Annotated in this window: 17 protein-coding genes and 1 riboswitch; of the genes, 11 read left to right on the forward strand and 6 right to left on the reverse strand. The window is 61.3% G+C overall.

What is annotated here, in order from left to right; translation table 11 throughout:
* Positions 1 to 43: 43 nt before the first annotated feature.
* The gene (locus D8779_RS03635; protein WP_136663096.1) at positions 44 to 370 is read right to left on the reverse strand and encodes a DUF3703 domain-containing protein; all 327 of its coding nucleotides are present in this window, start codon (positions 368 to 370) and stop codon (positions 44 to 46) included.
* Positions 371 to 478: 108 nt separating this feature from the next.
* On the opposite strand from D8779_RS03635, the gene D8779_RS03640 reads away from it, so the two are divergent.
* On the forward strand, positions 479 to 1,222 hold the full coding sequence (locus tag D8779_RS03640; protein WP_136663097.1) for a hypothetical protein: 744 nt from the start codon (positions 479 to 481) through the stop codon (positions 1,220 to 1,222).
* 4 nt (positions 1,223 to 1,226) lie between these two features.
* Here D8779_RS03640 and D8779_RS03645 read toward each other — a convergent pair whose 3' ends face one another.
* From D8779_RS03645 to D8779_RS03660, 4 genes are all read right to left on the reverse strand, one after another.
* Entirely contained in the window at positions 1,227 to 1,907 is a 681-nt protein-coding gene (locus D8779_RS03645) for an energy-coupling factor ABC transporter permease (RefSeq protein ID WP_136663098.1), read from the reverse strand.
* A gap of 55 nt (positions 1,908 to 1,962) precedes the next feature.
* Positions 1,963 to 2,170: riboswitch (cobalamin riboswitch) on the reverse strand.
* 102 nt (positions 2,171 to 2,272) lie between these two features.
* Positions 2,273 to 3,925, reverse strand: coding sequence for an acyl-CoA dehydrogenase family protein (locus tag D8779_RS03650; RefSeq protein WP_136663099.1), 1,653 nt, complete (start codon positions 3,923 to 3,925; stop codon positions 2,273 to 2,275).
* On the reverse strand, positions 3,922 to 4,575 hold the full coding sequence (locus D8779_RS03655; RefSeq protein WP_136663100.1) for a TetR/AcrR family transcriptional regulator: 654 nt from the start codon (positions 4,573 to 4,575) through the stop codon (positions 3,922 to 3,924). Before D8779_RS03655 ends, D8779_RS03650 begins: the two co-directional genes overlap by 4 nt.
* A 177-nt stretch (positions 4,576 to 4,752) precedes the next feature.
* Positions 4,753 to 7,134, reverse strand: coding sequence for a hybrid sensor histidine kinase/response regulator (locus tag D8779_RS03660; RefSeq protein ID WP_136663101.1), 2,382 nt, complete (start codon positions 7,132 to 7,134; stop codon positions 4,753 to 4,755).
* 211 nt (positions 7,135 to 7,345) lie between these two features.
* Here D8779_RS03660 and D8779_RS03665 point away from each other — a divergent pair, with 211 nt between their 5' ends.
* The 5 genes from D8779_RS03665 to D8779_RS03685 all read left to right on the forward strand — a co-directional run bounded on the left by D8779_RS03665 (position 7,346) and on the right by D8779_RS03685 (position 11,434).
* Entirely contained in the window at positions 7,346 to 8,143 is a 798-nt protein-coding gene (locus tag D8779_RS03665) for a hydroxymethylpyrimidine/phosphomethylpyrimidine kinase (RefSeq protein WP_136663102.1), read from the forward strand.
* A 22-nt stretch (positions 8,144 to 8,165) separates the two neighbouring features.
* A complete protein-coding gene (gene thiE / locus D8779_RS03670; protein ID WP_136663103.1) occupies positions 8,166 to 8,792 on the forward strand; it encodes a thiamine phosphate synthase in 627 nt (208 codons plus the stop codon).
* A gap of 52 nt (positions 8,793 to 8,844) precedes the next feature.
* A complete protein-coding gene (hemL, locus tag D8779_RS03675) occupies positions 8,845 to 10,134 on the forward strand; it encodes a glutamate-1-semialdehyde 2,1-aminomutase (protein WP_136663104.1) in 1,290 nt (429 codons plus the stop codon).
* Positions 10,134 to 10,790, forward strand: coding sequence for a DUF6962 family protein (locus D8779_RS03680; protein ID WP_136663105.1), 657 nt, complete (start codon positions 10,134 to 10,136; stop codon positions 10,788 to 10,790). Before hemL ends, D8779_RS03680 begins: the two co-directional genes overlap by 1 nt.
* A 92-nt stretch (positions 10,791 to 10,882) precedes the next feature.
* Positions 10,883 to 11,434: a tetratricopeptide repeat protein gene (locus D8779_RS03685; RefSeq protein ID WP_136663106.1), complete on the forward strand. Its 552-nt coding sequence runs from the start codon at positions 10,883 to 10,885 to the stop codon at positions 11,432 to 11,434.
* 216 nt (positions 11,435 to 11,650) lie between these two features.
* Here D8779_RS03685 and D8779_RS03690 read toward each other — a convergent pair whose 3' ends face one another.
* A complete protein-coding gene (locus D8779_RS03690; RefSeq protein WP_090239972.1) occupies positions 11,651 to 11,974 on the reverse strand; it encodes a DUF1820 family protein in 324 nt (107 codons plus the stop codon).
* Positions 11,975 to 12,108: 134 nt separating this feature from the next.
* On the opposite strand from D8779_RS03690, the gene miaB reads away from it, so the two are divergent.
* From miaB to lnt, 5 genes are all read left to right on the forward strand, one after another.
* Positions 12,109 to 13,434: a tRNA (N6-isopentenyl adenosine(37)-C2)-methylthiotransferase MiaB gene (gene miaB / locus D8779_RS03695; protein WP_136663107.1), complete on the forward strand. Its 1,326-nt coding sequence runs from the start codon at positions 12,109 to 12,111 to the stop codon at positions 13,432 to 13,434.
* Positions 13,435 to 13,611: 177 nt separating this feature from the next.
* A complete protein-coding gene (locus tag D8779_RS03700) occupies positions 13,612 to 14,616 on the forward strand; it encodes a PhoH family protein (RefSeq protein WP_136663108.1) in 1,005 nt (334 codons plus the stop codon).
* Positions 14,609 to 15,067: an rRNA maturation RNase YbeY gene (gene ybeY / locus D8779_RS03705; protein ID WP_136663109.1), complete on the forward strand. Its 459-nt coding sequence runs from the start codon at positions 14,609 to 14,611 to the stop codon at positions 15,065 to 15,067. The genes D8779_RS03700 and ybeY overlap by 8 nt, the downstream gene beginning before the upstream one ends.
* Before the next feature lie 39 nt (positions 15,068 to 15,106).
* Positions 15,107 to 15,946 carry an HlyC/CorC family transporter gene (locus D8779_RS03710; RefSeq protein ID WP_136663110.1) on the forward strand — a complete coding sequence of 280 codons (840 nt, stop codon included), beginning with the start codon at positions 15,107 to 15,109 and terminating at the stop codon, positions 15,944 to 15,946.
* Between the two features lie 103 nt (positions 15,947 to 16,049).
* Positions 16,050 to 17,570 carry an apolipoprotein N-acyltransferase gene (gene lnt / locus D8779_RS03715; RefSeq protein WP_136663111.1) on the forward strand — a complete coding sequence of 507 codons (1,521 nt, stop codon included), beginning with the start codon at positions 16,050 to 16,052 and terminating at the stop codon, positions 17,568 to 17,570.
* Positions 17,571 to 17,639: the final 69 nt, after the last annotated feature.

The following is a 17,639-nucleotide window of genomic DNA, read 5'->3' on the forward strand; positions in this document are numbered from 1 at the left end:
CTGATCCGCCGCGCATGCGATAGCGCGGCGTTGCCGCTGCGGGCTACTTGAGCAGAGCTTTCAGGTCCTCAGGCAACGGCTGCGGAGTCAACGCGCCAACCCGCCGCGAGCCCGGATTCCCCAGAGGAAACACCCCCAATAGCGAACCGATACTACCGGGAATGCGCAACAGCTGCGCCAGGCCCTCGGCCACGTCGCGCTGACGCCAGGCCCAGGCGAGCATCCACAGGTGACTGCGCAGGTGCTCGCTGAAATAGCGCTGACCGAGGATGTGCGCCCGCTCCAAATGGCGCAGTTCAGCGGCTGGATCAAGGCCGCGCTGAGCGCGGGACAGTTGGTACTCTTGCCAAAAAGCCTGTTCACGGGTCATGGCGACACACTCCTAAGTAGGTTCGCCAGCAGTCTGCATGCGCGGGGCGGCACCCAGGTCAAGCAACAGCAGCTAATCTTCAGTCAGCCCCCCTTTAGAGGAAGATCCATGCACCGCGCCTTGCTCACACTTGTGTTGTGCCTGCTCCCCCCATGCTTATTGGCCGACGCCCTGGACGGCCATTACCTGACAACGCTCGACGGTCAGCCGGCCGAAATGTACCTGCGCAGCCAAGGCCAGCAGGTCACGGGGGAGTACGTAGAAGGGGCGAGGTTGCGCCTGCAAATCAGCGGCAGCTTTGACGGCCAGTTACTCAGCGCACAGATCAGCGAGCCGCAGTCCGGGCAGTTGATCGCCAATATGAATGCCACCTACGCCAACGGCGTGCTCAACACCCATATCGCTGCGCGCAATCCGACTACCGGGGCAACCCTGGAGCGCAAGGCGCTGTTCCATCGGCAAAACCTTAGCGCTGCAGCAGCCACGCAAAGTAGCCGCCCAAGCAGCAGTGCAACACGCGACCCAGCGCTGATCGGCACCTGGGTGCACGAGAAGATCATCAACAGCGACGGCGCCAGCTTCGCCTCCATGACCACCCAGATGATTTTGCAACTGAGTGATGACGGCAGCGTTTCGCAGTGGACGCGCAGCGTAGCGGGCGGCGCAGACTGGAACTACGACAGCCCTGGCGAGCTGCAATACAGCGGTCGCTGGCAGAGCAACAACGGCCTGCTGGAAGTGCAGATGCAGGGCAGCAGTGATTATCAGCCTGCCGCCTACTATCGCTTCAGTGACCAGTACCTGGTCACTGAGAGCAATACCGGCAAGCTAATCTGGCAGCGGCGCCGCTGATCAATCAGGCCGGCTGATGCAGGCGCGCGTTAAACAACGGCCCACGGCTATAACTCGACAGCGCCTTGGCCGCAGCCAGTACGCCGAGGTCGACCAGCGGCTCAAGCAGAATCACGCTCATATAGGCCAGGCCGAAGCTGCCCACGGCCGCCAGGTTCTCGCCGGAGAAGCCGTTGCCGTAGACCGCCCAGAAGCCGACCCAGGCGACGATACCGCCCTGATAAGCCGTCGACAGTGCCAGCGCCTGCTTGTAGGAGAGATCCACATAAGCAGTGCCGGGCGCGATAAGGCGTTTGGCCAGCAGACTGATACCCCACAACGGCACCAGCAAGGTGGTGACGTTCATGCCGTACTGCGGCAAGTCGAACTGAGCGAATAGCAGCCCTTGCAGCAGCAAACCGAGCGCCAAACCGATAGCCGTGGCACCGGCACCAAACAGCAGCAGCAAGGTTGAACCGAGGATCAGGTGCACCTCAGAAACGCCAACCGCTTGATGCGGAAAGACTTCGAAGAAGCAGAACACCAAGGCGGTGGTGATTAGGCTGCGTAGCGCTAGGGCAGCGGAGCCACCGTTATCGCGCACGCTGTCGAGGGCAAGCTTGGCCGTGAGGCCTAAGGCACCTGCGGCGGTTGCATAACTGAGGAAGAGTTTGGCGCCAGTAACGACTTCTGGTTCGATGTGCATAGAGATTCCTGTACCGCGCCCACCGCGCGATGATCTGGATTGAGGGATTGGGCATCAGTGCCCGGCTTCGATGGCAGGTCTCCTGGCTCACGGCTTAACACTTCGCCCACCTTCCCGACCTTGCGGCCAGTGGTATAGGGGCGTCGCTCACCGTTTACAGTTGCGGGGGCAGCCATGGCTTCGGTACGTGTTGCAGTACCCACCATGTTCCCTTTTCATCCACTCGCGTAACACGCTGCGGAACCATCGGCGGCCACCTTACCCGGCCGCACGCAGAAATGACAGAGCCCGGCGCAGAGGGCCGGGCTCAGGTTCAAGCAGAACACCACAATTCGCCTAAATGCCCTTGCTAGAGAGCGTACACCTCAGACCAGATGCGGTGTGCTGCGCGCCAGCAACGCCTCAACATCCAAGCCACGCGGCAAGGTGCCGTAAACCCGGCCACCCTGACCGCCCAGACGGCTGGCGATAAAGGCATCGGACACCGCCGCATTGCCGGCTTCCAGCAACAGCTTGGCCTGCAGCGCCAGAGCCACGTCTTCGGTAAGTTGACGGGCGCGATACTGGATATCGGTGGTGTCGCGGAAGTCCGCTTGCAGCTGGGCAATATGCGCCTTCAAGCGTACATCACCATGGCCATCACCCAGTTCGGTAAACAGCGCATCGAGCACGCCGGGTTCTTTGGACAGGGCACGCAATACATCCAGGCACTGCACATTGCCGGAGCCTTCCCAGGTGGAGTTGACCGGCGCTTCGCGGTACAGCCGCGGCAGGATGGTGTCCTCGACATAACCGGCGCCGCCCATGCACTCGGCGGCCTCGTTGATCATCGCTGGCGCACGCTTGCAGATCCAATATTTACCCACAGCAGTGACCAGCCGCGCGAACTTGTCCTCCTGCTCGTCATGGGCGTTATCCAGCGCCTTGCCCATGCGCAGGGTCAGGGCCAGGGCCGCTTCACTTTCCAGGGCCAAATCAGCCAGCACGTTCTGCATCAGCGGTTGTTCGCTGAGCACACGGCCGCCCACCTGGCGATGGGCGCAATGGTGCGCGGCCTGAGTCAAGGCCTGACGCATCAACGCACTGGAGCCGATCATGCAGTCGAAGCGGGTCAGCGACACCATCTCGATGATGGTCGGCACGCCGCGCCCTTCTTCACCCACCATCCAGGCCAGTGCGCCGCGAAACTCCACCTCACTGGAAGCATTCGACCAGTTACCCAGTTTGTTTTTCAGGCGCTGGATATAGAACTCGTTGCGCGTGCCGTCCGGGCGGTGGCGCGGCAGCAGGAAGCAGGTCAGACCTTTCTCGGTATGAGCCAGGGTGAGAAAGGCGTCGCACATCGGCGCCGAGCAGAACCACTTGTGGCCGACCAGCTCATAGGTCTGACCGGGGCCGCCCATACCGACCGGGTAGGCGCGCGTGGTGTTGGCGCGCACATCGGTGCCGCCCTGCTTCTCGGTCATGGCCATGCCGATGGTTGCGCCGGTTTTCTGCTCGATCGGCAGGTTGCGCGGGTCGTACTGGCTGGAGAGAATTTTCGGCAACCACTTCTCGGCCACATCGCCTTGCAGCTTGAGCGCCGGCACACTGGCGAAGGTCATGGTCAGCGGGCAACCACTGCCCGCCTCGGCCTGGCTGTGCAGGTAACTCATGGCGGCGCGGGCCACTTGCGCACCAGCCCGCGGGTCGGTCCAGGGCATGGACGGCAGGCCGTGTTCAATGGCGGCGCTCATCAGCTGGTGATAGGCGGGGTGAAACTCCACCAAATCAGCCCGATGGCCATAACGATCATGGCTCTTGAACACCGGCTTATTTTCGTTAGCGAGAAAGCCCGCCGCCATCAATTCGCCGCCGGCCAAACCGCCATATACATCCAAGCGCTGCTCGGCCCAACCCGCGCCAAAACGTTTGCTCCACTCCTGCAGCGGCAGGTCGATGCGGTACTGGTTGGCGCCGTCCAGTGACGGCACCTGATTAAACACTTCATGGGTTTCAGCGTGCTGACTGGCGTTCATGACTGAGGTTCCTCTTCAGGCAGTTGAGCGCCCACGGCGCGTAGACAGAAAGTAACGAGGGCCTGACTGACATCTATCAGGCTGGGGGCGGGATAACCGGCTTCGCGGGCCGCACGTGCGGGCGGCGACAACGGACCGACCAGGGCTTCGGCAATGGCACCGACCAGGCAAGCGGCCACCAGATTGATCTGCTGCACGCGGAACACGCCAAGTGCTACACCTTCGTGCAGCAGCTCAACGAACAGCTCGGCATAGGCTTCACGGTAGAACAGGCGCTGTTCATCGACTTGCGGGTCAACCGGCTCGGCAATCAACGCGAAGGCCAACTGGCGGCTGTCCCACGCCCGCGCCGCAAAACGCTCAACCCCAGCAGCCAGGCGCCGCACCGGGCTGCCTTCAGCCTTCATGGTGACTGCTAAAGCATCAACCTCGCGCTGACTGGCGAGCGCAAACACCTCAGAGGCCAGGTCGCCCTTGTTGCGCACATGGCGGTAAAGGCTCCCCGTCGCGATGCCCACATCGTCCGCCAAGGCTTGCATGGTCAAACATGCAAAACCGCCTTCGGCGACGCGCGCCAGGGCGGCGTTGATGATGCGCTCACGCAGTGCGTGGTCGAGGTCGATGCGCAGCGCGGTGGTGCGATAGGCCATGACCTGAATCCTGATTCATAACTTCCTTAGTGAATCAGGATTCAGATCATGGCTAAAGAGTGATTCCGGGCACAACGGCAGGCATATCGGCCACTCATTGGCGCCTATCGCGCAGAAAGAAATAGCACTCGCAGGATGCGGTTAGGCCTAGGTGAGACAGCCACCCTCAACAGCCCGCTATGCCTCGCGACTGAGCACCCAGTCGTGCAATAGGCTGCGCAGCTGCTCAAACTTTACCGGCTTAGCCAGGTAGTCACTCATACCCGCCGCCAGACAGCGCTCGCGGTCACCGCTGTGGCTGTGGGCGGTAATCGCCAGCACCGGCAACCCCTGGCAACCAGGTAGGTTACGCAGTGCACGGCAGGTGGCAAAACCATCCATCACTGGCATCTGGCAGTCCAGCAGCACCGCATCAATGGCCTCAGTGCGCAGCACCTCTAAGGCTTCAGCACCGTTGTCGGCGGTACGCACCTGATAGCCCAGTTTGAGCAGCATGCCGCGCGTCACCAGCTGGTTGATCGCATTGTCCTCAACGATCAACACCCGGCACTGCCCTGGTTGGCGCACAGCCGGGCCACTGACAGGCTTGACGGCTGCGGCAGCAGCGCTGGTCTGCACCGGCAACGCCAACGGCAGCTCTAGACGAAAACAGCTGCCCTGGCCGGGGCAGGATTCATGGCTGAGATCCCCCCCCAGTAGATCAACCAGTTGCCGGCAGATCGCCAGGCCAATACCCAGGCCACCGTATTCGCGGGTCATCGAGCCATCCAGCTGCTGAAAGCGCTGGTACAGTTTGCTGTCGGCCGGCACGGCGAAACCTACGCCGGTGTCGATCACCTCGACGCGCAACGGCAAAATATCGCGCGCCATGCCGCCACGGCTGACGCGCACCCGCACCTCTCCCTGCACCGTGAACTTGATGGCGTTATCCAGCAGGCAACTGAGGCTCTGCAGCAGCTTGCTGGCATCGCCTTCCAGGGTATCCGGCAGGCTATCGTCCAGCTCCAGGATAAAGCGCAGGCCCTTCTCCTCGGCACGGGGCGCGAACTGCGCGCACAAACCATCAAACAAGCCGCGCAAGCTGAAAGGCTCGCGACGCGGATAGAGGCGCCCGGCCTGCAATTCGGTGAGGGCGAGGATGTCATTAACCATGCGCATCATGTCGCGAGCCGAGCTGGCGGCAGTCCTCTGGTAATGCGCCAGCTCACCGTCGATGTCGAGCATCTGCATCAGCTCCAGCGAACCAATCACCCCATTCATCGGCGTGCGCAGTTCATGGGTGACGGTGGCGAGGAACTCATCCTTCAAGCGGTTACTGTTGGCCAGCTCCTGGTTGAAGGCTTCGAGCTTGAGCCCGGCCTCACGCAAAATCCGGGTGCGCTCTTCCTTCATCGCATTGATGCGATCAGCCAACGCCAGCGACAGCAAGCCGACTTCCAGCGCCGAGCCGATCTGACTGGCATACATGGTCAGGAACATATTGGGCAGGTAGCCCAGCACCATTAAGGTATTAACCATGCCGCCGGCGAGAAAGGCGGTCCAGGCGATGATGAAATAGCGCGCCACACGCATGCCACGCATCCAGGCCAGGATGCCGGCGCTGAAGATCACCACGGTAAAGCCCAGCGCCAGGTAAGTGGCCAGACGCAGCGACAGCGCGTAGCTGGCAGTCAGCGCCAAGGTCATCACCAGCACGCCAGAAGCCATCATCAGTAATAGGGCACGATCAACCCAAGGGCTGTGCTCGGCGGTATGCAAGAAACTGCGGGCGAACTGACAGCCGAACAACGCCGCTGCACCAATCAGAAAAGGCGTGGCCGCGTTCGCCCACCAGGGACTGTTGGGCCAGAAGTATTCAATAGCCGCGCCGTTAACCGACAACTGATAGAAGCCGAACGAGGCGATATAGAGGATGTAGTAGAGGTAACTGGTGTCGCGCACGCTGAGGAAGATAAACAGGTTGTAGATCAGCATCACCAGCAGCACGCCGTAAATGATCCCCAGCACATAAATGCGCGCTGGCTGTTCTTCCAGGTAGGCATTGGGTGCCCACAGGGTCAGTGGTGCCTGAATCGAGCCCTGGCTTTCCAAGCGCAGGTAAACACTTTGCGGCTGCGCCGGTGGCAACCTCAGTTCAAACACGTAATTGTGCTGTTTGATCTCGCGACTGGAGAACGGCAAGGTGTCGCCGGTGTGCTGACTGAGCCGATAGCGCCCCTGCGCATCCGGCAGGTACAGCTGCACATGATCAAGCGGTGGATACGCCAGTTCCAGCAACCAAGGTTGCGCGCCCACCGATTGATGCGGGCGGTATTCCAAGTCCAGGCGCAACCAGAACACCGAGCGCGAGTAACCGGCGTTCAACACCCCTTTGTCGTGCTGACGGAAGCTGGCCTGCAAGGCCGGTGAGGTGATGTCCTCAATGCTGGCATCGCCGCGCACATCTTCGAATACCGACATGGCTTTTCCGAGCGGCAAGCTGCGGGTATTTTCGTCAAAAACCAATGCCCCGGCCAAGCCTGGCACCAGCATGAAGAAACACAGAAGAATGTAGTGCATGTAACTCAGCCAGAGTAGGCCAGCAGCGCCTAAGGCGCGCCACTGGAGGGTGTATTTGGATGGCTGGCACTCTAGCATAGGCCGCATGCCCCGAGCCCTGTAAAAGCGCTCGAATGCGAGACCATGCACGCCTGCGACAGATCGTCCCCTACATGGCTTTCAGCCGAGTACAGGGTCTGCAAACGGCGGTTTAGTGGTAAGCTCGCGCACCATGAAAATGCCTACTTCTCGCCCCGTAGTGCTGTGCCTGTCTGGCCACGACCCCAGTGGTGGTGCCGGCCTGCAAGCCGATATCGAAGCCCTGCTCGCCCAAGGCTGTCACGCCGCTCCCACCGTGACAGCGCTGACCGTGCAGGACACTGTCAATGTTGCCGACTTCCGCGTACTCGACCGCGACTGGGTCTTGGCCCAGGCCAATGCGGTGATCAACGACCTGCCGGTTGAGGCGGTCAAACTGGGCATGCTTGGCTCGGTTGAAATGGTCGAAACCGTGCTGGAGATCATGCAACGCCTGCCGGGCATCCCGCTGGTCTGCGACCCCGTGCTGCGTGCCGGTGGCGGCGGCGCACTGGGCAAGGACGAAGTCGGTTTCGCCATGCGCGAGCGCCTATTCGCCGTGTCGACCATTGCCACGCCGAATCTGCCGGAAGCGCGCATCTTGGCCGAACTGCCCGAGGGCAGCGCCGACGAATGTGCTGAAAAACTCTTGCCCTATATTCGCCACCTGCTGATCACCGGCGGCCATGGTGATGAGCACCAAGTGCACAATCGCCTGTACAGCCGCGACGGCAGCCGTCACACCTTTACCTGCCAACGCTTACCCGGCAGTTACCACGGTTCCGGCTGCACCTTGGCCAGTACCTTGGCCGGTCGCTTGGCATTAGGCCAGGAACTGGTCAGCGCCGTGCAGTTCGCCCTCGACTACACCTGGCGCACCCTGCGCGACGCCGAACAACCCGGCCACGGCCAGTACATTCCGCGCCGCCTGCCCTTGGACTTTTGCCAATGAGCGTCTGCTGCTGGAGCGCCCAATGAAACTGCATGGCCTGTATGCCATCACCGACAGCCAACTGCTGGCTGGCAAGTTATTGCCCTATGTAGAAGCCGCACTCAAGGGTGGCGCGAAACTGCTGCAATACCGCGACAAATCCACTGATGATGCCCGCCGCCTGCGTGAAGCCGAAGCCCTGCGTGAGCTGTGCAACCGCTACGGCGCTGCGCTGATTATCAATGACGACGCCGAACTGGCGGCGCGCCTCGGCGTTGGCCTGCACCTAGGCCAGACAGACGGCTCGCTGTCGGTCGCCCGTGCGCTACTCGGCCGCAAAGCGATCATCGGCGGCACCTGCCACGCCCAGCTAGAACTGGCCGAAGCAGCGGCGAAAGAAGGTGTTAGCTACGTCGCCTTCGGCCGCTTCTTCAATTCCACCACCAAGCCAGGTGCACCTGCCGCCAATGCCGAACTGCTCGATGCGGCAAAAGCCCGGATCAACCTGCCCATCGTCGCCATCGGCGGCGTGACCCTGGAAAACGCACCGGCGCTGATTGCCCACGGCGCCAGCATGGTCGCAGTGGTTCATGGTCTGTTCGGCGCCGACTCGGCCGTTGAAGTCGAGCGCCGCGCCCGCGCGTTTAGCGCCCTGTTCAACCCTATTTAAATGCGCTGAGGGCGACCCGGCTCGCCCCGCACTCAATCTTGAGAGGCCCGCCATGTCCCGCTCCGAAACCCTGTTCAATGACGCGCAAAAACACATCCCTGGCGGCGTCAACTCGCCGGTGCGTGCCTTCAAAAGCGTCGGCGGTACGCCGCTGTTCTTCAAGCACGCCGAAGGCGCCTACGTTACCGACGAAGACGACAAACGCTATGTCGATTACGTCGGTTCATGGGGGCCGATGATCCTTGGCCACAGCCACCCCGAGGTGCTGGATGCGGTGCGCAACCAGTTGCAGCACGGCCTGTCCTACGGCGCGCCGACCGCCATGGAAACCGAGATGGCCGATCTGGTGTGCAGCCTGGTGCCATCGATGGACATGGTGCGCATGGTCAGTTCCGGCACCGAAGCGACCATGAGCGCCATCCGCCTGGCGCGCGGCTATACCGGTCGCGACAACATCATCAAATTCGAAGGCTGCTACCACGGCCACTCCGACAGCCTGCTGGTAAAAGCCGGCTCCGGCCTGCTGACCCAGGGCGTCCCCAGCTCGGCGGGCGTTCCGGCGGACTTCGCCAAACACACCCTGACCCTGCCATTCAACGACCTGGCCGCCGTCGAGCAGATGCTCAGCGAAGTCGGCGACAGCGTGGCCTGCATCATCGTCGAGCCCGTGGCCGGCAATATGAACTGCGTGCCGCCTGCACCGGGCTACCTGCAAGGCCTGCGCGAGCAGTGCGACAAACACGGCGTGGTGCTGATTTTCGACGAAGTGATGACCGGTTTCCGCGTCGCCCTTGGCGGTGCCCAAGCCTATTACGGCGTCACCCCGGACCTGACCACCTTCGGCAAAATCATCGGCGGCGGCATGCCGGTTGGCTGCTTTGGCGGCAAGCGCGAAATCATGCATTGCATCGCCCCGCTCGGCCCGGTTTACCAAGCTGGCACGCTGTCGGGCAACCCGCTGGCCATGGCCGCAGGCTTGGCCACATTGCGTTTGATCCAACGTCCGGGCTTCCACGCCGAGCTGACTGACTACACCACTCGCCTGCTCCAAGGCCTGCAAGAACGCGCTGATGCCGCCGGCATCCCGTTTGTGACCACGCAGGCAGGCGGCATGTTCGGCCTGTACTTCAGCGCCGCCGACAGCATCGTCACCTTTGATGACGTGATGACCAGCGACGCCGAGCGCTTCAAGCGCTTCTTCCACCTGATGCTGGACGGCGGCGTGTACCTGGCGCCGAGCGCCTTTGAAGCCGGCTTCACCTCCATCGCCCACGGTGATGCTGAGCTGAAAATCACCCTGGACGCCGCCGAGCGCGCTTTCGCCGAGCTGAAGAAAGCCTGATGCAATACAGCACCGCGCTGTCCGACGGCGTACTGGCTCTGGCCTGCTTCGCGTGCGTGATCGCCATTGGCAAAGCCCGCAAGCACTATGGCGAAGCGGATCAGCCGGCGTTGTTTTGCGCGCTGCTGGGTTTTCTTCTACCGGCCGCCGCCGCAGCCGTAGGAGTCATCCGTTTTGGTATCGACCCCAGCGCGCAGACCTCACACCTGTGGCTGAGCCAGGCCAGCAGCTTTCTCGGCCTACCGCTGCTAGGCGCCGCCGCGCTGGCACTGAGCCGGGGCTGGCAGTGGAGCCGTGCCAACTGGGGGCGCATCCTGCTCGGACTGTGCGCCTTCTTTGAACTGTTCCGGCAGATGAATCATCTGGAGGATTACCGCCTGCTACTCAACCTGGTGACCCTGCTGCTGATTCTTTATGCCGGTGCCGTGCAATGGCCAAGACGCGCACCGTTACTGGTTGCTATTGGCGTGGTCGGGCTGTTTTTGTTGGCTGGGCTGGCTGTGGGCACCCAGGGCTTTATCGGCCCAGTGCGCCGGGTCGACCTGTTCCACGCTCTGCTAACACCGGCTTATCCACTGCTGGCTTGGCTGCTCCTGAGCCTGCCCGGCAGCGCAAAATTTGCTTACACCGAAGAAAACCCGGTAAAGACTTTGTAAGAACACCACGGCTTATTTCATAATGTGATGGCTGCCGCGTTCCGGCGGCCAGGCGCATCGCCTGCTTTGCATCCCGAGGTAAATGGATTTTCATGAAACGCACCGGCCGCACCCTGTCCCTGGGCTGCCTGTTGCTCCTGCTGCCACTGCTCGCCTCGGCGAGCGGCAACTCCTTGCTGATCCCCGCGCTTGGCAGCTGCTCACTCAATACCACCGCCGAAGAACTGCCCGCAGCCGTTGAAGCCTGCGAGCAAGCCGCCGTTAACGGCGACCTGCAAGCAGAGTTCGAGCTGGGTGAGTTTTATTACGATGGCAAACGTGTCGAGCGCGACCTCAGCCTGGCGCTGAAATGGTTTGAGCAGGCCTCATTACAAGGCCATGCACAATCGCAGTACCGCCTGGGCATGATGTTTTTTCGCGGTGAAGGCGTGCAGGCAAATGCGGTGCAGGCCTATATCGTGTTGAAAATGGCGGCCGTAAACGGCTCGGACGAAGCCATGGACAGCGCCGACCTGATCGCCGCACAGATGCCGCGTGATGAGCTGGAGATCGCCAGCCAGGTGCTCGGGCAGATCTTCCGCAACTACCTGCTGGAGCTGCAGAACGCCGACACCCTTACCTCGCCGTTCGCACCGCTGCCCTGATTCAACCCATCTAACACGCGTAGACGCTGTTTAAGATCTCGCGAGCTAGAGCCATGCAAGGCAAAAACAGGCGAGGAAGCAGAGTGTACTGTTGTACATGAGCATTACTCGTTTCACTCGCCCTTCGGGTCGCGCTAAAGCGCGTTGCCGCAAGCGGCTTGCCGAGCCTGTTTTTAACGCAGCAGGGCCGACGCGTAGCAGATCGTATGCAGGTCCTTATTTGTCCGGCATCGGCATGGGGAACGGCATCACATTACCGCCTCCCTTGGCCTCACTGATCTTCGGCGTGCCGAGACGCTCGACTTCGTCGATGCGCACGATCGCGTTCATCGGGATAAAGCTGCGCACCACACCATCAAACTGCGCCTTGAGCTTTTCTTCGCTAGGGTCAACCACCACCTGGGTGCGTTCGCCGAAGACGAATTCCTCCACTTCCAGAAAGCCCCACAGATCGCTTTGAAAGATCTGTTTGGCGTACATCTCGTACACCTGACCCTGGTTGAGGAAAATCACCTTGTAGATGGGTTCGCGCTTGCTCATGGTTATGCAGTTCGTACCGAGGGGTTAATTGAAAGGGCGCGGATCATAGCATAGCCACCCAGCAGCCAATGCTAGGAACCCAAGCCTTCGCCCTCTATAATGCGCGGTTCTTCGAACCACCCTTTTGAGCGCGCATGACCAAGAAGCTTTATATCGAAACCCACGGTTGCCAGATGAACGAGTACGACAGCTCGCGCATGGTCGATCTGCTGGCCGAACATCAAGCCCTGGAAGTCATCGACAAAGCGGACGGTGCCGACATCATCCTGCTCAACACCTGCTCAATCCGTGAAAGAGCCCAAGACAAGGTGTTCTCGCAACTCGGCCGCTGGCGTGAGCTGAAGCTTGCCAACCCGGACCTGGTGATCGGTGTCGGTGGTTGTGTGGCCAGCCAAGAAGGCGCGGCCATTCGTGATCGCGCGCCCTATGTCGACGTGGTGTTCGGCCCGCAAACCCTGCACCGCCTGCCGGAAATGATCGACGCCGCGCGCACCACCAAAATCGCCCAGGTCGACATCAGCTTCCCCGAGATCGAGAAATTCGACCGCCTGCCCGAACCGCGCGTCGACGGCCCAAGTGCCTACGTCTCAGTAATGGAAGGCTGCAGCAAGTACTGCACGTTCTGCGTGGTGCCTTACACCCGCGGTGAAGAAGTCAGCCGGCCAATGGCCGATGTCCTCAGCGAGATCATTCACCTGGCCGAACACGGCGTGCGTGAAATCACCCTGCTCGGGCAGAACGTCAATGGTTACCGTGGCGCGACAGCTAACGGCCAGCTCGCCGACTTCGCCGAGCTGCTGTACGCCGTCGCGGCCATCGAAGGCGTCGATCGCATTCGCTATACCACCAGCCACCCGCTGGAGTTCTCCGATGCGTTGATTCAGGCCCATGCCGAGATTCCCGAGCTGGTGAAATACCTGCACTTACCGGTGCAGTCCGGCTCTGACCGTATTCTCGCGGCGATGAAGCGCAACCACACCGCCCTGGAATATAAATCGCGCATCCGCAAACTGCGCGCGGCGGTGCCGGACATCCTGATCAGCTCGGACTTCATCATCGGCTTCCCCGGTGAAACCGAGAAAGACTTCGAACAGACCATGAAGCTGGTCGAGGATGTCGGTTTCGACTTTTGCTACTCCTTCATCTACAGCGCACGCCCCGGCACCCCGGCAGCCGATCTGACCGATGACACCCCGATGGAGCTGAAGAAGCAGCGCTTGGCCCTGCTCCAGCACCGTGTCACCCAGCAAGGCGCCGAAAACAGCCGACGCATGGCTGGCACCGTGCAGCGCATCTTGGTCAACGACTACTCGAAGAAGGACCCCGGCATGCTCCAGGGCCGCACCGAGAGTAATCGCGTGGTCAACTTCCGCAGCGATAATCCACGTTTGATCGGCCAGTTCGTTGATGTGCGCATTGACCAGGCCATGCCCAACTCGCTGCGCGGCACGCTGCTGTAGGGTGAATGTCGTTTTTTACATCCACCATGGCTGCGTAGTTGGTGGATGGCTAAGGCGTCATCCACCCTGCGCGAGCTGGCCTCCTACAGGTTGCTCGCGGCCCGAGCTTCCCCCTCGCGGCCGCTAGCGCTATTCTTCGTTCCATTACCCCAGCCGACTGGCGGCCATCAAACGACCTTGAACACACCCATAGAACCCCTTCGTTTTATCCTTGAACCCTTTGAGGCTCGCCGCTTCGCTAACCTGTGCGGCCAATTTGATGAGCACCTGCGCCTGATCGAGGCTCGTCTAGGCATTGAGCTGCGCAACCGCGGCAACCAGTTCGAACTGGTCGGCAGCGCAGGCCAGACTCGCGCCGCCGAGCAACTGCTCAGCCGCCTCTACCGTGAAGCCGAAAACACCGAGCTGTCGCCCGACTTGGTCCACCTGTTTTTACAGGAGTCCGGTGTTGAAGAGCTGAGTCAGCCGGTCAACGAGCCCAGCATCGCCCTGCGTACGCGTAAAGGCATGATCAGGCCACGCGGCGCCAACCAACAGCGCTATGTCAAAGCCATTCTCGATCACGACATCAACTTCGGCATCGGCCCGGCCGGTACCGGTAAAACCTACCTGGCGGTGGCCTGCGCAGTGGATGCCCTGGAGCGCGAACAGATTCGTCGCATCCTGTTGGTACGACCAGCGGTTGAGGCCGGCGAAAAACTCGGCTTCCTGCCCGGCGACCTGTCGCAGAAGATCGATCCCTACCTGCGCCCGCTGTACGACGCACTCTACGAGATGCTCGGCGTCGAGCAGGTGGCCAAGCTGATCGAGAAACAGGTGATCGAAGTCGCGCCGCTGGCCTATATGCGCGGTCGCACATTGAGCAACAGCTTTATCATTCTCGACGAAAGCCAGAACACCACCCTGGAACAGATGAAGATGTTCCTCACCCGCATCGGCTTCGGCTCAACGGCAGTGATCACCGGTGACATCACCCAGGTTGACCTGCCGCGCGGCACCAAAAGCGGCCTGACCCACGTGATTGACGTATTGCACGATGTGCCGGGTATCAGCTTTACCCACTTCAAACCCAAAGACGTGGTGCGCCACCCCTTGGTGCAACGCATCGTCGAAGCCTATGAGCGCTACGAAAACCGCATCCACGGCAAGCTGGATGACGCACAGGGCAACGGCGATGCTTGAGCTTGACCTGCAGATTGCCAGCGACGCCTCGACTCTGCCGAGCGAGGCGCAATTTCGCACCTGGTGTGCCATCGCCCTGCGCCAACGCACTGCCGACTCCGAGCTGACCATCCGCCTGGTCGATGAAGCCGAAGGCCGCGAACTCAACCACACCTGGCGACAGAAAGATTACGCGACCAACGTGTTGTCTTTCCCGGCGGATGTGCCTGATGAGTTTTTGGATATCCCGCTGCTCGGCGACCTGGTGATTTGCGTACCGGTGGTCGAGCGTGAAGCCCAGGAACAAGCAAAAACCAGCGAAGCCCACTGGGCCCATCTGGTGATCCACGGCTGCTTGCACCTGCTCGGCTACGACCACATCCTCGACGCGGAAGCCGAAGAGATGGAAGCCCTGGAGCGAGAATTACTGGCTGAGTTGGGCCACCCCGACCCATACGCCGATGAAGACTGAACTCCCCCACACCACACAAAAGGTTCCTGAGTAACCACCATGAGCGAAGACCGATCGAGCAACGAGCAAAAGTCCTGGTTTAACAGACTGACCCAGGCTTTTGCTCATGAGCCGAAAAACCGCAAGGAACTGTTGGAAGTGCTGCGCGAAGCGCATCAGAACAAGCTGCTCGACAGCGAAGCACTGGCCATCGTTGAAGGCGCTATTCAAGTCGCCGACCTGCAGGTTCGCGACATTATGGTGCCCCGCTCGCAGATGATGAGCATCAAGGCCAACCAGACGCCCAAGGAGTTCCTACCCTCGATCATTGAAGCCGCGCACTCGCGCTACCCGGTGGTTGGCGAGAGCCTCGACGACGTAGTCGGCATCCTCCTGGCCAAGGATCTATTGCCTCTGATCCTGCAGGGCGAAAACGCCAATTTCAATATCAAGGACCTGCTGCGCCCGGCCACCTTCGTGCCCGAGTCCAAGCGCCTCAATGTGCTGCTGCGCGAGTTCCGCGCCAACCATAACCACATGGCGGTGGTTATCGATGAGTACGGCGGCGTCGCCGGCCTGGTGACCATCGAGGACGTGCTGGAACAGATCGTCGGCGATATCGAAGACGAACACGACGTGGAAGAAGACAGCTACGTCAAACCGCTGCCCAGTGGCGACTTTCTGGTCAAAGCACTGACACCGATCGACAGCTTCAATGAAACCTTCGACACCTCCTTCTCCGATGACGAATTCGATACCGTCGGCGGCCTGGTGATGAGCGCTTTCGGCCATCTGCCCAAGCGAAACGAGGTGACAGAAATCGGCGAGTTTCGCTTTCGCGTACTCAACGCCGACAGCCGCCGCATCCACTTGCTGCGCCTGACCCCGATCAACAACTGATCAACAGGCCGGCCACCCTCAACAGTGGCCGGCCTTGCCGCACTTCCCCCGCCCGCTCTGCCGCTTTACCCTTGCTCACCCCCAATCCAAGGACCTGCATGCAATGCACTGGATAACCCGACCTGGCTGGCCCGGCAACTTGATCGCCCTACTCGCCGGCGCCATCACCCCATTGGCGCTGGCACCGTACGACCTGTGGCCATTGGCGCTGCTGTCGATTGCCCTGTTCTACCTCGGCCTGCGCGACCTCACGCCGCGTCAGGCAGCGCTACGCGGCTGGAGCTATGGCTTTGGTTTGTTTGTCGCGGGCACCAGCTGGGTGTATGTGAGCATCCACGATTACGGCGCCGCCTCACCACCGCTGGCCGTTTTCCTGACCCTGGCCTTTGTCGGCGGGCTCGGTCTGCTGTTTGCCCTGGCTGCGTGGGTGTGGGCGCGCTGGCTGCGCCGGGTTGAAGCGCCGCTCGCCGATGCCCTGGCCTTCGCCGCGCTGTGGCTCGCGCAGGAAGCCTTCCGCAGCTGGTTTCTGACCGGTTTCCCCTGGCTGTATGCAGGTTACAGCCAGTTGGACGGGCCGCTGTCGGGCCTGGCGCCAATCGGCGGGGTATGGCTGATTTCCTTTGTCCTGGCGCTAAGCGCAGCCCTGCTGGTTAACCTGGCGCAACTGCGTGCGCGCAAAGCGTTTCTCGCCATCGGCGTGGCCCTGCTAGTAGCCCCATGGATCGCCGGCCTGGCCCTCAAGGGCCACGCCTGGACTCAGCCGCAAGGCGAACCACTCAGCGTGTCGGCCATGCAGGGCAATATCGAACAGAACATGAAGTGGGACCCCGAGCAGCTCAACGCGCAGCTCGCGCTGTACCGCGACATGACCTTCAGCGCCAAACCAACCGACCTGATCATCTGGCCGGAAACCGCCATCCCGGTACTCAAAGACCGCGCCCAGGGCTACCTCGGCGTGATCAATCGCTTCGCCAACGAGCGCAATGCCGCGCTGATTACCGGCGTGCCGATTCGCCAGAGCAACGAGCGCGGCGAGCAGCGCTACTACAATGGCATCAGCGTGGTCGGCCAGGGCAGCGGCGACTACCTCAAACAGAAGCTGGTGCCCTTCGGTGAGTACGTGCCTTTGCAAGAAGTGCTGCGCGGACTGATCGCCTTCTTCGATCTGCCAATGTCGGACTTCGCCCGCGGCTCGGCCGAGCAGAGTTTGCTGCAGGCCAAGGGCCATGCGATTGCCGCGTTTATCTGCTACGAGGTGGTTTACCCGGAGTTCGCCGCGAGCCTTTCGGCACAGAGCGCCTTACTGCTGACCATCAGCAACGACACCTGGTTCGGCCGCTCCATCGGCCCGCTGCAGCACCTGCAAATGGCGCAGATGCGCGCCCTGGAGGCCGGTCGCTGGATGATCCGCGCGACCAACAATGGCGTCACTGCACTGATTGACCCGCAGGGCCAGCTCACCGAACAGCTACCGCAATTCGAGCAAGGCGTGCTATATGGCCAGGTGCAACCGATGCAGGGGCTCACGCCTTATCTGTACTGGCGCGGCTGGCCGATGCTGATTATCTGCCTGCTGCTGTTTGGCTGGGCGTTGCTGGCCAGCCGTATGGCCAAAACGCTTTAGATACATGAGCACCCGCTAACTCGTAGGGTGGATGACGCTTTACCCATCCACCCTGGCGATCTTGTGGCG

The sequence above is a fragment of the Pseudomonas leptonychotis genome, from assembly GCF_004920405.1.
Taxonomy (GTDB): Bacteria; Pseudomonadota; Gammaproteobacteria; order Pseudomonadales; family Pseudomonadaceae; genus Aquipseudomonas; species Aquipseudomonas leptonychotis.

Coding starts and splice junctions, on each gene's coding strand:
- D8779_RS03635 (WP_136663096.1), bottom strand. CDS start 370: ATGACCCGTGAACAGGCTTTTTGGCAAGAGTACCAACTGTCCCGCGCT.
- D8779_RS03640 (WP_136663097.1), top strand. CDS start 479: ATGCACCGCGCCTTGCTCACACTTGTGTTGTGCCTGCTCCCCCCATGC.
- D8779_RS03645 (WP_136663098.1), bottom strand. CDS start 1,907: ATGCACATCGAACCAGAAGTCGTTACTGGCGCCAAACTCTTCCTCAGT.
- D8779_RS03650 (WP_136663099.1), bottom strand. CDS start 3,925: ATGAACGCCAGTCAGCACGCTGAAACCCATGAAGTGTTTAATCAGGTG.
- D8779_RS03655 (WP_136663100.1), bottom strand. CDS start 4,575: ATGGCCTATCGCACCACCGCGCTGCGCATCGACCTCGACCACGCACTG.
- D8779_RS03660 (WP_136663101.1), bottom strand. CDS start 7,134: ATGCACTACATTCTTCTGTGTTTCTTCATGCTGGTGCCAGGCTTGGCC.
- D8779_RS03665 (WP_136663102.1), top strand. CDS start 7,346: ATGAAAATGCCTACTTCTCGCCCCGTAGTGCTGTGCCTGTCTGGCCAC.
- thiE (WP_136663103.1), top strand. CDS start 8,166: ATGAAACTGCATGGCCTGTATGCCATCACCGACAGCCAACTGCTGGCT.
- hemL (WP_136663104.1), top strand. CDS start 8,845: ATGTCCCGCTCCGAAACCCTGTTCAATGACGCGCAAAAACACATCCCT.
- D8779_RS03680 (WP_136663105.1), top strand. CDS start 10,134: ATGCAATACAGCACCGCGCTGTCCGACGGCGTACTGGCTCTGGCCTGC.
- D8779_RS03685 (WP_136663106.1), top strand. CDS start 10,883: ATGAAACGCACCGGCCGCACCCTGTCCCTGGGCTGCCTGTTGCTCCTG.
- D8779_RS03690 (WP_090239972.1), bottom strand. CDS start 11,974: ATGAGCAAGCGCGAACCCATCTACAAGGTGATTTTCCTCAACCAGGGT.
- miaB (WP_136663107.1), top strand. CDS start 12,109: ATGACCAAGAAGCTTTATATCGAAACCCACGGTTGCCAGATGAACGAG.
- ybeY (WP_136663109.1), top strand. CDS start 14,609: ATGCTTGAGCTTGACCTGCAGATTGCCAGCGACGCCTCGACTCTGCCG.
- D8779_RS03710 (WP_136663110.1), top strand. CDS start 15,107: ATGAGCGAAGACCGATCGAGCAACGAGCAAAAGTCCTGGTTTAACAGA.
- lnt (WP_136663111.1), top strand. CDS start 16,050: ATGCACTGGATAACCCGACCTGGCTGGCCCGGCAACTTGATCGCCCTA.